Raw genomic sequence first — 13,876 nt, 5'->3', positions numbered from 1 at the left:
GAAACCGGCTCGCGCCCCGGCGCTCACTCGGAGAGCAGTCGCGCTTCGTGCTTCTTGAGCGTGCGCCGCGCGGCCTGGAAGCCGCCCGCGACGGTTCCCTCGCTCTTGAGCTCGGGGAAGAGGTCCAGGATCTCGGCGCGCTGCGCGTTGCCGATGCCCTTCAGGCTGTGGTCCCCCGGCTGGAAGCTCTCGGTCCAGGCACCGTTCGAAAGCACCACCTCGTGCCGCTCGAACATGAAGTGCAGGTAGGTCACGCCGAGGCTGGCCACCTCGTCCACACCGGCGAGCCCGGTGAGATGCTTCGCGGCGACCAGAACCTCGCTCTCGTCGAAATAGAGCGCGGTCTTGTCGTTGGCCACGAGCACACGGTGGTTCGGGCTGACGAGCAGATCCTGCTCGGGCAGGCCGTTGCCGAGCGCGCCGGCCTGTATCAGGATCGGGCGCATGTGCGGCTTCCGCGCGAGTTGATGCCCGGTCAGCGACGTCGCGCCGGTCCAGGCGATCTCCTGAATGCCGTTGTCGCGGGTGATGACCCGGTCGCCGGGCTCCAGGTCTTCCACGAGCCGCTCCCCGCGCGGGGTGGCGATGACCGTCCCGGGCGTGAAGCAGATGATCCCCTCGATGTTGGTGAAGGTCGCCGTGCCGGTCACGTTGTCGTCGGCGTCGAGAAACTCGATCGTGCCGTCGCGGCCGTCGCCTTCGGCGTCGGGCACGAGATCGGTCAGGCGGAACGGGCCCACCTCGCGCAGGTCGAGCGTGTCGAAGTCGTCGCCCCCGCCGCCGCCGGCGATCACGTCGCCCGCGTCGGCGCCGATGAAGACATCGCGGTCGTCGCCGCCCGACAGCATGTCGGCGCCGTCGCCGCCGGTGAGGGTGTCGTCGCCGGCGCCGCCCTCGATCGTGTCGGCACCAGCGCCGCCCTCGGCCGAATCGTCGTCGATGCCGAGATCGATCACGTCGTCGCCGGCGCCGCCGAACACCGTGTCGTCGTCGTCGCCGGTGGTCACCGTGTCGTTGCCGGCGCCGCCCTCGACGTAGTCGCGGTCGTTCTCTGGCACCGGGTCGGTCGCGTCAGGCTCATTCGGGAAGAGCGCGCCGGAGACCTCGCCGCGGGTGTCGATGAAATCGTCGCCATCGCCGCCGAGCGCAGTGTCGGAGCCGTGCGCCCCGATGATCGAGTCGTGGCCCGCGCCGCCGAGGATCGAGTCGTCGTCGATGCCGCCGTCGAGCGTGTCGTTGCCCGTGCCGCCGAGGATCGTGTCGGCGTCGTCGCCCGTCTCGACGTAATCGTTGCAGTTGCCGGCGTCGACCAGGTCGCGGCCGTCCTCGGTGTTGGGGTCGCTCAGGATGCCCGGAAAGCCGGTCAGCGGCAGGTTCGGGTCGTCACCCACATAGTCCGAGAAGGTGTCGGTGCCGGCGATGATCGTGTCGTTGCCGCCTCCGCCGCCGATCGTGTCGGCGCCCTGCAGATCGGTGATCGAGTCGTTGCCCGCGCCGCCCTCGACGCTGTCGTCGTCGATGCCACCCTCGATCGTGTCATTGCCGGCTCCGCCGTAGATCGTGTCGCGGTCGTCGCCGGTCGAGATGACGTCGTCGCCATCCTCGCCCTCGACCAGGTCGCGGTCGTCTTCGGGGTCGGGATCCGTGGGCGTGCCGGGAAAGATCTCCCGGTCGATGAGGCCAAGGCCGCCGCCCTCGGCGTTGCCCGTGGAGATGTCGTCGCCGCCGTCGCCGCCGTGGACGGTGTCGGATCCTTCGCCGGCCATCACGGTATCGTCTCCGCCGCCGGCCTTGACGATGTCGTCGTCGGGACCGTTGCCGGGGAAGATGTTGTCGCCCGCGTCGATCCGGTCGCCCTCGGGATCGCCGTCGTAGCCCAGGTCGATAAGGTCGTCGCTGCCGGTCCCCTCGACGATGCCGTCGAGCCCGTCGGCGGGGATCGTCTCGAAATGGATGTCGCTGACGAAGACGCGCTGCGGGGCGGCGTCGCCGTTGTTGTAGTCGATCTTGAAGCCGGCGACCGGGCCTTCGATCTCGACCAGGGCCGAGGCCGCGGCATCCGACGGCGAGAGGTCGTCGCCTGTGCCTTCGAGCGTGCCGTAGCTTTCGTCAACCGCAGAGCCCGGCGTGATCGTGACCGGCAACTGTTTGCCCTCGGCGTCGAAGGCCACCACGCGGATGTGGTCGAGGTGGTTCCCCGCCGTGCCGCCGGGGATGTCGGCACCGGCTCCGGTGTCGATATCGGTAAGGCGGAACGAGACGTTCTGCACGACATCCGCGTAGGCGGAATCGGTCGAGGAGAAGGTGATCCACGTCCGTGACGTGTCCTCGATCGAGGTCGCGCCGCCGATGCCGAAGAGTTTGAGCCCGAGGTCGTCGCTGAACTCTTCGCCTGGCGCGACGTAAAGATCCTCGGTTGCGGAGATGGCGCGCGCGCCTTCGTCTTCCGCGATGAAATCGACGTTAACGTCTATGCCGCTGACGTTGAATGTCTGGCTGGAGCCAAGTTCCGTCCCAACGGGGCCCAGCTGGCTCCAGTTCAAACTGAGTTTCGGCATTTTCACACCCCTTCCACGAAGCCGGGTTCCGGATGCGTCCGGAGACCCAGCGAGCCGGGTGATCCCGACCCGCTACCCTTCCACTGCCAGATCCGCGATAGACAGAGCGGGGCCGTGCCACGACTGCCGCCGTGACATGCCGGAACGCGATGGCGCGTGGCACCTGTTCCTGTCGTGCTCTGCATCCTCGGATGCGTGGCGCTTATTTGGTGGCCGCCCCCGTGGCCAGCAGATCGCCCCCCAGTCGGGCACCCAATGTGTAGACCGAAGGCCGCGCCGCGAAAAAGCAAAAAAATGGCGAAATCTGGTCGCGCTATGGTTGAACGGGCGCTGAGCGTGGCGGCGCTGCGCCGCCATTGTTTCCCAGATTTGGAGGTGAAGCCCGGCGAAGCCCACAAAAGAGCGGTGCATTCCGGGACAGGCTCACCGAACCTGCTCCGCCAGGCAGGCGGATTGTTGGGCAACGGGAAACGAGCCGCGCTGCCGCAATTCGGGCGGAATTGCGGCACAAATCGAGCGCTGCACGGCAAAGGGCTGTGCCAGCGGTTCGCGATCCGCGATCAATCCCTGCGTATGGAGAGGATTGGCGCCAAGCCGTGGAAGGTGCGACTCGAATCGGACGGGCGACGCCGGCGCCGCGGACCCGGCCGGGCGGCGCCGGATGATCAGGCGCTCGCGCGCGAGCGCAGCCCGTGCTCGGAGGCCCCGGTCGGCACGAGGGCGCGCATCACGTCGTTCATGTCGAGCACGCCCAGCTTGCGGCCGTCCTGCTGGACGAGGAAGCTGCAGCTCGTGTCCCCGCCGGACTTCGAGATCACCTCTTCCAGCGTCTCCTCCGGGCCGATCTCTCCGGTCACGCCGCCGCGCGCCTCGCCTTCGGCGCGCATCACGGAACGCACCCGCAGAACGCGTGCGCGATTGATGTCCGAGATGAAGTCCACGATGTAGTCGTCGGCCGGCTCGAGCAGGATCCTCTGCGGCTCGTCCTGCTGCACGACGTAGCCGTCCTTGAGGATCACGAGGTGATCGGCGAGCTTCAGCGCCTCGTCGAGGTCGTGGCTGATGAAGACGACGGTCTTCGACAGCTCTTCCTGCAGCTCGAGCAGAAGATCCTGCATGTCGGTCCGGATCAGCGGATCGAGCGCCGAGAAGGCCTCGTCCATCAGCATGATCGGCGCGTTCGAGGCCAGCGCCCGGGCGAGCCCCACGCGCTGCTGCATGCCGCCCGAGAGCTGATGCGGATACTGCTCCTCGCTGCCGCCCAGGCCCACGCGGTCGAGCCAGCGCGCCGCCTCCTGCTCGTAGTCGGCACGAGACTCGCCGCGGACGGTGAGCGCGAGCGCGGTGTTCTCGCGCACGGTGCGGTGCGGCAGCAGCGCGAAGTTCTGGAAGACCATCGACATCCGGTTGCGGCGCAGGTGGCGCAGCTGCCGCTCGTCGTAGTCGAGGATGTTCTCGCCATCCACGCGCACCTCGCCCGCGGTCGGGTCGATCAGCCGGTTGAGATGGCGGATCAGCGTCGACTTGCCGGATCCGGAGAGCCCCATCATCACCGTGATGTCGCCCTCCTTAACGTCCACGTTGATGTCGCTGAGGCCCAGGACGTGCTGATGCGTCTCCATCAGCTCCGACTTGCCCATGCCCGCGTGGACATGCTCGAGCATCGCCTCCGGGTGCGGCCCGAAGATCTTGTAGAGGTGGCGAATCTCGATCTTGGTGGTCTTGCTGTCACGATCGTTGCGCATCGGGGCCTCCTCACGCCTTGTGCGTGGCGTTGATCCGGGCGAGCGACGCCTTCGTCACCCGGTCGAGAATGACGGCCAGCAGCACGATGCCGAGGCCCGCGACAAGACCCACGCCCAGCTCGAGATTGCGGATGCCGCGCAGCACCAGGACGCCCAGGCCGGGGGCCGAGACGAGGCTGGCGATCACCACCATGGCGAGGCTCATCATGATCGTCTGGTTCACGCCGGCCATGATGTTGGGCAGCGCGAGCGGGATCTGCACGCCGAAGAGCTTCTGCCGGTCGGTCATGCCGAAGGCGTCGGCCGCCTCGATCACGTTCTTGTCCACCATCCGGATGCCGAGGTTGGTCAGCCGGATCACCGGCACGATGGCATAGAGGATGATCGCGATGCCGTAGAGCTTGGGCTCGGTCACCGAGAACAGGAAGATCAGCGGGATCAGATAGACGAAGGGCGGCAGCGTCTGCAGCATGTCCAGAATGGGGATCGTCGCGTTCTGCATGGTGTCCGAGCGCGACATCCCGATGCCGATTGGCACGCCGAAGAGCACGCAGATGAAAGCGCAGACGAAGATGATCGCCAGGGTCTGCATCGCGTAGTCATAGTGGTCGATGAAGGCGAGCCCCAGGATGCAGGCCGCCACGAAGGCCAGCAGCCCCCAGGACCGCGACACCGCCCAGGTGATCGCCAGCAAAAGCGGGATCACGATCCACCACGGCGTGTTCAGGATACCGTAAAGCGCCGCGTCGAGCGCCCATGACAGCGGCTGCGTGATCGGGTCGAGCACGACCGACAGCGTGTCCTTGATGTCGAGGAAGCCTTCCTCGAGCCCGAGCGTCAGCTCGCGCGACTGCGGAAAGGCCGGGCAGGCGTCGTTGAGCGCGTCCATCGACGGGAAGGGCAGTTCCCAGATGTCCACCGCCTGCTCGCCCGTCTCGCCGCGCGACTGCGCGGCCAGATCCGAAAGCGACGTCGGCGCGGAGCCGCCGGACGCGCCGCACCACTGCTCGAGGCCGAGCGTGCTGAAGAGCCAGTCATATGTCGCCATGATCGTCCTCTCCCGGCCACGCGCGGCGGCCGTCCTCGCCTAGGTGTTGAACGGAAAGTCATGAAATGGCGGGGCCCGTGCCCCAGGCCCCGCCGGATGCGCGCTGCGCGCAGGTCAGCCCTGGTCGAGCAGGTTGGCGAGGTTGGCGCGCGCCTCCTCGTTCAGCCAGCCGGACCAGACGTCCTGATAGTTCTGCAGGAAGTAGGCCGCGACCTCGTCGGCCGAGGCGTTGTTCTCGTCCTGCCAGGCGAGCAGGCTGCTCATCGTGCTCGTCTCGAAGCTCATGTTCGAGAAGAACTCGGTCACCTCGGGGTTGTTCTCCGCGAAGTCGGTCGTCACCGAGGTCAGGATCGGCGCCGAGGGGAAGTCCGACACGCCCGGGTTCTCGGTGTCCGGGTTCTGGTTGCGGCCGTGGATCTCTTCATCGACCTCGCCCAGATCGACCCGCGTCATGTCGTATTTGCCCATCGGCACGGTCGGCCCCCAGTAGTAGCCGAACCAGGGCTCTTCATCCTCGAAGGCCGAGCCCATCGAGCTGGCGAGGGTCTCGCCCGAGCCGTGGTCGAACACCTCGATGCCGGCCTCCTCGAGGTCCAGCGCCTCGACGAGGTTGTCGGAGACGACGCGGCAGCCCCAGCCGTCGGGGCAGTTGTTGAAGCGCCCGCCCACGAGCTCGGGGTTCTCCATGATGCCCTCGATCGTCGTGAGCTCTGGATGCTCCTCGGCGAGATAGGTGGGAATCCACCAGCCCTCGACGCCGCCGGGCTCCAGCACGTTGTTCACACGCTTCATCGTGCCGCCCTCTTCGAGCTTGCGATAGGCGTCGCCGGCCGAGTTGAGCCACAGGTTGGTGACGACATCCGGCTCGCCGTTCTCCGAAACGGAGGTGACGGCCGGGATCGTGTCGGACGGCACCAGCGCCACGTCGCAGCCGTAACCCTGCTCGAGCAGGAACTGCGCGATCTCGGTGGTGACGTTGGCGGCCGCCCAGTTCATCTGGGCGATGGAGACTTCGCCGCAGTCCTGCTGCGCCTGCGCGGCGGCCGGCATCGCCAGGCCCGCGACCGCGGCCAGCTTGCAAAGACGTTTCATCGAGTGACCTCGCTTTCATTCACTTGCGTGAGTTTCCGGGGCCTCATCGCGACGCGCCGTCGGGCGCGTTCAGCACATCCTGGCGCGAGCCCTTTCGCGGGCTTCGGCGCACACACCCCGGCCAGCCGGAGATGTCGGTTTCCGGCCAGCAGCGTCGCGAACGTGCTATCAATTCGCTCGGAAATCAACCGCCGAACCGAAGAATCTCGACCTGCGCGCCAATGTCGCGGCCCCTTGCGGAGGGCGCGCGACGCCGCGCAGAGCCGGCAGGCGGCCTCGATTCGCCCGCACCGGAGCAGCAGACCGGCGGCACTGCACATGGTAATTCGCACACGCGCGGGGCCGGCCGCGTCCGGTCCGTGTCCGTCTCGCTCGCCGCCGGAAAAGCATGCACCGCGTCTGCCCGACCTCCGGGCGCGTGGCAGGCCCGGGGGACGTCGATAAGCGCAGGGACGACCCGAGCCGATGCATGCCTGGTGCCCAAGGCGAGACTCGAACTCGCACGGCCAAAGGCCGGGGGATTTTGAATCCCCTGCGTCTACCATTCCGCCACTTGGGCACGCGTTCAGCACTACCTGCCTGCGTCTGTGGCGTCCAGTGGGTGGGTGGTTGACCGGAGCGCGGCCGCGTGGTCTTTCGCCGGCGGCGGCTGCGGGCGGGTGAGGATGATACGGGCGCTGTACGACTGGACGCTCAGCATGGCGGAGCATCCGCGAGCGCTTTGGGTGCTCGCGGTCGTGTCCTTCGCGGAAAGCTCGGTCTTTCCGATTCCGCCGGACGTGCTGATGATCCCGATGATCCTGGCGGCGCCGCAGCGCGCCTGGGCGATCGCGGGGGTGGCGCTGATCTCGTCGGTGCTTGGCGGGCTCGCGGGTTATGCCATCGGCGCCTTCGCCTACGAGTCGGTGGGCCGGCCCGTGCTCGAGGCGCTCGGCAAGGACGAGGCGATGGCCGCCTTCAACGAGACCTTCAACGGCGTGGGGTTCTGGGCGGTGCTGGCCGCGGGCGTCACGCCCTTTCCCTACAAGGTCATCACCATCATGTCCGGATGGACGGGGCTGAACCTCGCCACCTTCCTCGTCACCTCGGTGCTGGCGCGGGGCCTGCGCTTTTTCGTCGTGGCGGCGCTGTTGCGCGCCTATGGCGCACCGATCCGTGATTTCATCGAGCGCCGTCTGGGCCTTATGTTCGCGCTGTTCGTGGGTCTCCTGCTCGGGGGCTTCGCCGTTCTGAGGGTTCTGTGACGCGCAATCGGCTCATCCTGATCGCCGCCGGCGGCTCCGCGCTGCTGCTCGCGGCCGCCTTCGCCTTCCAGCATCTGGGCGGGCTCGCGCCCTGTGCGCTGTGCCTGTGGCAGCGCTGGCCGCATGCCGCGGCGGTGGCGCTCGGCGGGCTGGGGCTCATGCTGCCCGGTGCGGTGCTGCCGCTCTTCGGGGCGGTCGCGGCCGGTGCCTCGGGGGGCTTGGGCGTCTATCACGTGGGCGTCGAGCAGGGCTGGTGGCAGGGGCCCGCGACCTGTTCGGGCAGCGGAGACATCGGCGCGCTCTCGGTCGAGGAACTGGCCGCACGGATCATGGCCGCGCCGGTCGTGCGCTGCGACGAGATCGCCTGGAGCTTCGGGGGGCTGAGCATGGCGGGCTGGAATGCCGTGCTTTCCTTCGCGCTGGCCGCCGTCTGGATCGCCGCCGCCGCGCGCGCCTACCGTGCCTGAGCGGGCGGCGGCCGCTCCCTTGCGCGCCGCGCGGGGCGAGATTAAGTCTCGACCGACACGGACGATGGAGAGCCTTGCCCATGCCGATGCAGGCGCAGGAGATCGAGGAGCTGATCCGCGCGGCCTTTCCCGAGGCGCGGATCACCATCACCGATCTCGCCGGAGACGGTAACCACTACGCCGCCGAGGTGATCGACGAGAGTTTTCGCGGCAAGAACCGGGTGCAGCAACAACGCGCCGTCTATGCCGCGCTCAAGGAAAAGATGGCCGGCTCGCACGGCGATCTTCATGCATTGGCGCTGACCACCAAGGCGCCCGATTGAGGTTTCATGCTGGAATGGCTGCCATGGATCATACTCGCAGCGTTCGGTTCGGTCTTCGTCTTCGCGGGTGTGCACGAGTATCGGCGTCGCCGCGACCTGGACGAGCCGGAGGATCCGCGCGCGGCCTTCGAGTTCAACGAGGACGCGCCGAGCTACGAGGAACCGCCGGCGTCTGAGCCGGACGAGAGCGAGACGGCGCCGGACCAGGCCGCCGACGAGGACACGGATGACACGGGCGAGGGGCCCCACGACAGCGAGAGGCGAGAACCGGAGATGAGCGACACCAAGACCCGGATCGACGAACTGGTGAAGTCCAACGACGTGGTGCTCTACATGAAGGGCACGAAATCCATGCCGCAGTGCGGCTTCTCCAGCCGCGTGGCCGGCGTGCTGAACTACATGGGCGTGGAGTTCACCGACGTGAACGTGCTCGCCGACGAGGACATCCGGCAGGGCATCAAGGACTACTCCGACTGGCCGACCATCCCGCAGCTCTACGTGAAGGGCGAGTTCGTGGGCGGCTGCGACATCATCACCGAGATGACGCTCTCGGGCGAGCTCGACCAGCTCTTCGACGAGAAGGGCGTGACCTACGACAAGCAGGCCGCCGAGAAGATCCGCGAGGCGAACGCCTGAGCCTCAGGCCGACGCTCTGCGCCAGCGCGCCCAATCCTCGGGCGTGTCGAGGTCGATCAGCGCGCGACGGCCGGGCAGGGCGAGCCGCCTGATCCGGTCGGGATGGGCGGCCAGGACGTCTCGGGCGCCCCGGTCCCCCTTCACCTTCGCGACTTCGTCAAGAAGGTCCGCGGGAAAGATCACCGGATGGCCCGGCGTGCCATCCTCAGCCGTCGCCTGCCAGATCGCGGGCTCGGCGCGGAAGGCGTCGATCAGGGCGCGCATGTCGGGTGCGTCGATCTCGGGCATGTCGGCGGGCAGGATCATCACGCCGTCGAGCTGCGTCGGCATGGCGGCAAGCCCGGCGCGCAGCGAGGCGGCCATGCCCTCTGCGGCGTCCGGCACATCGACCCAATCGACGTCCAGGCCCGCGATCGTCCGGTGACGCGGGCCGTCCTTCCCCGGCAGCGCGACGCAGACCACCGGGGTGGCCTCGCGCGCCCGGGCCGCGATCAAGGACAGCAGCGGAAAGCCCAGCACCGGCTCGAGCAGCTTGTCGCGCCCGCCCATGCGGGAGGATGCGCCCGCGGCGGGAATCAGGATCCCCACGTCCGGCATTGTCTCGCTCCCCGGTTCGCGCTCGGCCGGCGCTGCGTCGTGCGCAGCGCCTTCCCGGCGGGAGAATGTCGCAACCCGATGGTTCCGGCAAGGCTGCGGGGCTTCAGCCCCGCAGGCGGGCGCCGTCAGGGTCGAAGAGCGGTGTCTCGAGCATGCGTGCGGGCCGCATCTCGCCCAGGATCTCGATCTCGACCTCGAGACCCGGCTGCGCCGCCTCCGCAGGGATCAGTCCCAGAGCGACCGCCGTGTCGGCATGGTGCGAATAGCCGCCCGAGGTGCAGAACCCCTTGACCTCGCCCCCGATCCAGATCGGCTCGTAGGCGTGCACATCGGCATCCAGCGCATCCACCTCGAAGGGCCGGAGCGTGCGTGCGGCGCCGTTCCTGCGTTCCCGCTCGGCAGCTTCGCGCCCGACGAAATCGACGTTCTTCTTCCACGAGATGAAACGGTCGAGGCCCGTCTCCGCCGCGGTGTAGTCGGGCGAGTATTCCGCCCCCCAGGAGCCGAAGAAACGATCGAGCCGCAGCGACATCATCGCGCGCATGCCGAAGGGCTTCATGCCGTGCGGGCGTCCCGCCTCCCACAGCGTCGTCCAGAGCGCGCGCTGCACCATCGGGTCGCAGAAGATCTCGTAGCCCAGATCGCCGGTGTAGCTGACCCGCTGCACGAGACAGTCCGCCATGCCCAGAGTCAGATGCCGCACATCCAGAAACCGCATGTCGGAAATGTCGCTGCGCGTGACCGACTGCAGAACCTCGCGCGCCTTGGGCCCCGCGATCTGGAAGCCGGTGACGCGGTCAGAGACGTTCTCGACCGTCACGCCCTCTTCCATGTTTTGCAGGAACCAGCGCATGTGGAAGGCCTGCGCGCCGTAGCTCGCCGTCAGCTGGAAGGTCTCTTCGTCTATGCAGGAGACGGTGAAATCGCCCCAGAGCCGGCCCTTGGGCGAGAGCATCGGCGTGAGCGCGAGCCGCCCCGGCGCGGGGATGCGACCGGCCATGATCCGGTCGAGCCAGGCGCGCGCCTTCGGCCCCGCCACGCGGTACTTGCCGAAGTTGTGCGTTTCGTTGATGCCGACGGCGCCGCGCACCGCCTGCACCTCGCGCCGCGTCGCCTCCCAGGCGTTCGAGCGGCGGAAGCTCGGCGTCTCGAACCGCGGCTCGTCGCCTGTCGCGAAGTAGTTGACGACCTCCAGCCCGTACTGGTGCCCCCAGACGGCGCCCATCGCGTCGAAGACGTCGTACATCGGCGTCTGCCGGAAGGGCCGCGCGGCGGGCAGCTCCTCGTTCGGGTAGGCGACGGAGAAGCGCTTCTGATAGTTCTCGACGACCTTGGGCCGCGTGTAGCCCGGCGTGATCCAGTCGCCGTAGCGCGCGACGTCCATGGCGAAGGTGTCGCGCTCGCATTCGCCCTCGACCATCCACTGCGCGAGCATGAGCCCCACGCCGCCGCCCTGCGAAAACCCCGCCATGACGCCCACGGCGGCCCAGTAGTTGCGCACGCCGGGCACCGGCCCGACGAGCGGGTTGCCGTCGGGGGCGAAGGTGAAGGGGCCGTGGATCACGCTCTTGACCCCGGCGCGCTCCAGCACCGGGAAGCGGCGGTAGGCGAATTCGATGCTGTCGGAGATCTTGTCGAGATCGTCGGGCAGAAGCTCGTGCCCGAAGTCCCACGGCGTGCCGTCCACCGCCCAGGGCTTCGCGCGCTGCTCGTAGAAGCCGATGCAGAGCCCGCGGCCCTCCTGGCGCAGATAGCTCTCGCCCGCCGGGTCCATGACATGCGGATGCTCGCGGTCGCGCTCGTAGATCTCGGGCACCTCGTCGGTGACGACGTACTGGTGCTCCATCGGGTGGAGCGGGAAGTAGATCCCCGCCATCTCCCCCACCTCGCGCGCCCAGAGCCCGGCGGCGTTGACCACGTGCTCGGCGTGGATCGTGCCCTTGTCGGTCACCACGTCCCAGGTGCCGTCGGCGCGCTGGTTGGTCTCGCGCACCATGCAGTGGGTGACCACCTCCGCCCCCGCCATCCGGGCGGCCTTGGCGTAGGCGTGGGTGGTGCCCGAGGGGTCGAGATGCCCGTCAAGCGGGTCGTAGAGCCCGCCCACGATCCCCTCGGTGTTGGTGATGGGCGCGATCTGCCGGATCTCCTCCGGCCCGACGATGTGGGTGTCGAGCCCCATGTAGCGGTGCTTCGCCCGCTCGGCGAGCAGCATGTCGAAGCGGTCCCGGTCCTCGGCGAGCGTCACGCCGCCCACGTGATGCAGCCCGCAGGAGAGGCCCGTGAGCTCCTCGAGCTCCTTGTAGAGCCGGATCGTGTAGCCCTGCAGCGCCGCCATGTTGGTGTCGCCGTTGAGCGTGTGAAAGCCCCCCGCCGCGTGCCAGGTCGAGCCGGAGGTGAGCTCGGAGCGCTCGATCAGCATCACGTCGCTCCAGCCGAGCCTGGTCAGGTGATAGAGCACGCTCGCGCCGACGACGCCGCCGCCGATCACCGCGACACGGGTGGTGGTCCTCATGAGATCCCTCCGACAGGTTTCCGTGGCACACTCGGGTGCGGGGCAGCGTCTGACAAGTCCCCAGGCGACACTCCATGTCGCTCCCGGATCCGGCCGGGGCCGGTGCGCTGGCCCCGTCGCGCGCCGGCGCGCGCGACTCCCCCGGGATACTTGCGCCAAGAAGAAGGAGCCGGCACCGCCTCCCCTTGCTTCTCCTTGTGTCAAATATCCCGGGGAGCGCGAGGGGCAGCGCCCCTCGCCCGCACGAAGTGCCAGAGGACGTGCGGCCGCAAGGCCGCGCCGCAGGATCGCTCAGAGCGGCCGGATCTTCAGACGGGTGATCCGGTTGTCCTTGCGTCCCGCGACCTCGAAGCGGAAGCCGTGGAAGGAAAAGACCTGGCCCACCGTGGGGATGGTCTGCGCCTCGTGGATCACAAGGCCGGCCACGGTGTTGGCCTCCTCGTCGGGCAGGTTCCAGTCGGTGGCGCGGTTGAGGTCGCGGATCGTCATGGCGCCGTCGACCAGGAACTGCCCGTCCTCGGCCTTGCGGATCGGATGATCGGCATCGGGGTCGAACTCGTCGGTGATTTCGCCCACGATCTCCTCGAGGATGTCCTCGAGCGTGATCAGCCCCTCGAGCGAGCCGTATTCGTCCACCACCAGCGCGAAATGCGTGCGGCGGCGCAGGAACTGGCGCATCTGCTCGTCGAGCGTCGTGGTGTCGGGGATGAAGTAGGGTTCCATCGCCACTTCGGAGAGATCGAACTCGGCCAGCACTTGCGCGAGCGTCACCTCGCGCTCGGTGGCCTCCATCCGGCGATAGAGCGCGCGCAGCAGATCCTTGGCGTGGATCACGCCGACGATGTTCTCGGGGTCGCCCTGAAAGACCGGCAGGCGGGTGTGGCTGCTTTCCAGGCACTGGCGCAGGATCTCGGCCGGTTCCGCGTCCGCGTCGATCATCTCGATGCGCGAGCGGTGCAGCATGATCTCTTCCACCGTGCGTTCGGAAAGATCGAGCGCGCCGAGGATGCGGTCGCGGTCCTCCTTCTCGACCGCGCCTTCGGCGTGGCCCAGCTGCAGCGCGCCCACGATCTCCTCGCGCACGGCGAGGATGTGGCTGTCGGGGTCCGTGCGCACGCCGAAGAGTCGCAGCACGCCGCGCACGAAGAGCCGCACGGCGGAGACGATGGGCGAGAACACCTGCACCACCACGCGGATGACCGGCGCGACGAGCGAGGCCGCGGTCTCGGCGTTGGTGATCGCGTAGGTCTTGGGCAGCACCTCGGCGAAGATCAGCACCAGCAGCGTCATCACCAGCGTGGCGAGCGCAACGCCCGACTCGCCGAAGAGCTGGGTGAAGAGCGCCGTGGCGAGCGACGCGGCGAGGATGTTGACCAGGTTGTTGCCCAGCAGCACGGAGCCGATCAGCCGCTCGTTGTCCTCGGTGATCTTCAGCGCCAGCGCCGCGCCCTTCGAGCCCTTGTCGGCCTGCGAGCGCAGCTTGCCGCGCGAGGCGGCGGTGAGCGCCGTCTCCGAGCCCGAGAAGAAGCCGGAGAGCACCAGCAACAAAAGGATCGATCCGGCGATCAGCCAGGGGGCGCCGTCGACTGCGGTTTGCGAGGGGTCCATGAAGGGGTCCGTGTTTGTCCGAAACGAAAGGGTTATGGGAAGCGCA

General features: G+C 68.2%; 11 protein-coding genes and 1 tRNA gene. 4 read left to right on the top strand and 8 right to left on the bottom strand.

Annotation, left to right across the window (positions count from 1 at the left end; genetic code table 11):
* Nucleotides 1–23: 23 nt before the first annotated feature.
* The 5 genes from DRV85_RS10750 to DRV85_RS10730 form a co-directional block, all read right to left on the bottom strand.
* On the bottom strand, nt 24–2,558 hold the full coding sequence (locus tag DRV85_RS10750) for a Hint domain-containing protein (RefSeq protein ID WP_113289451.1): 2,535 nt from the start codon (nt 2,556–2,558) through the stop codon (nt 24–26).
* A gap of 665 nt (nt 2,559–3,223) precedes the next feature.
* The gene (locus DRV85_RS10745) at nt 3,224–4,303 is read right to left on the bottom strand and encodes a quaternary amine ABC transporter ATP-binding protein (protein ID WP_113289450.1); all 1,080 of its coding nucleotides are present in this window, start codon (nt 4,301–4,303) and stop codon (nt 3,224–3,226) included.
* Nucleotides 4,304–4,313: 10 nt separating this feature from the next.
* Entirely contained in the window at nt 4,314–5,351 is a 1,038-nt protein-coding gene (locus DRV85_RS10740; RefSeq protein ID WP_113289449.1) for an ABC transporter permease, read from the bottom strand.
* Nucleotides 5,352–5,465: 114 nt separating this feature from the next.
* Nucleotides 5,466–6,443: an ABC transporter substrate-binding protein gene (locus DRV85_RS10735; protein ID WP_113289448.1), complete on the bottom strand. Its 978-nt coding sequence runs from the start codon at nt 6,441–6,443 to the stop codon at nt 5,466–5,468.
* Nucleotides 6,444–6,917: 474 nt separating this feature from the next.
* Nucleotides 6,918–7,002: transfer RNA gene (locus tag DRV85_RS10730), tRNA-Leu, on the bottom strand.
* 106 nt (nt 7,003–7,108) lie between these two features.
* Here DRV85_RS10730 and DRV85_RS10725 point away from each other — a divergent pair.
* The 4 genes from DRV85_RS10725 to grxD all read left to right on the top strand — a co-directional run bounded on the left by DRV85_RS10725 (nt 7,109) and on the right by grxD (nt 9,113).
* Complete coding sequence (locus tag DRV85_RS10725; RefSeq protein WP_113289447.1) at nt 7,109–7,687, top strand: YqaA family protein; 579 nt, start codon at nt 7,109–7,111, stop codon at nt 7,685–7,687.
* Nucleotides 7,684–8,154 (top strand): disulfide bond formation protein B, encoded by a 471-nt coding sequence (locus DRV85_RS10720; RefSeq protein ID WP_113289446.1) that lies wholly within the window; start codon nt 7,684–7,686, stop codon nt 8,152–8,154. The genes DRV85_RS10725 and DRV85_RS10720 overlap by 4 nt, the downstream gene beginning before the upstream one ends.
* Nucleotides 8,155–8,234: 80 nt before the next feature.
* Nucleotides 8,235–8,477, top strand: coding sequence for a BolA/IbaG family iron-sulfur metabolism protein (locus DRV85_RS10715; RefSeq protein WP_113289445.1), 243 nt, complete (start codon nt 8,235–8,237; stop codon nt 8,475–8,477).
* A 273-nt stretch (nt 8,478–8,750) separates the two neighbouring features.
* Complete coding sequence (gene grxD / locus DRV85_RS10710; protein ID WP_113289515.1) at nt 8,751–9,113, top strand: Grx4 family monothiol glutaredoxin; 363 nt, start codon at nt 8,751–8,753, stop codon at nt 9,111–9,113.
* A gap of 3 nt (nt 9,114–9,116) precedes the next feature.
* Here grxD and DRV85_RS10705 read toward each other — a convergent pair whose 3' ends face one another.
* The 3 genes from DRV85_RS10705 to DRV85_RS10695 all read right to left on the bottom strand — a co-directional run bounded on the left by DRV85_RS10705 (nt 9,117) and on the right by DRV85_RS10695 (nt 13,830).
* Nucleotides 9,117–9,710 carry a nucleotidyltransferase family protein gene (locus tag DRV85_RS10705; protein ID WP_113289444.1) on the bottom strand — a complete coding sequence of 198 codons (594 nt, stop codon included), beginning with the start codon at nt 9,708–9,710 and terminating at the stop codon, nt 9,117–9,119.
* A 103-nt stretch (nt 9,711–9,813) separates the two neighbouring features.
* Nucleotides 9,814–12,222 carry a GcvT family protein gene (locus tag DRV85_RS10700; RefSeq protein ID WP_113289443.1) on the bottom strand — a complete coding sequence of 803 codons (2,409 nt, stop codon included), beginning with the start codon at nt 12,220–12,222 and terminating at the stop codon, nt 9,814–9,816.
* A gap of 291 nt (nt 12,223–12,513) precedes the next feature.
* On the bottom strand, nt 12,514–13,830 hold the full coding sequence (locus DRV85_RS10695) for an HlyC/CorC family transporter (protein WP_113289442.1): 1,317 nt from the start codon (nt 13,828–13,830) through the stop codon (nt 12,514–12,516).
* Nucleotides 13,831–13,876 lie beyond the last annotated feature (46 nt).

Origin of the sequence: Rhodosalinus halophilus (assembly GCF_003298775.1) — a bacterium.
In the GTDB taxonomy this organism is placed as follows: Bacteria; Pseudomonadota; Alphaproteobacteria; order Rhodobacterales; family Rhodobacteraceae; genus Rhodosalinus; species Rhodosalinus halophilus.
Note: the sequence above shows the minus strand (reverse complement) of the source record. Positions and strands in the feature narration are given on the sequence as shown.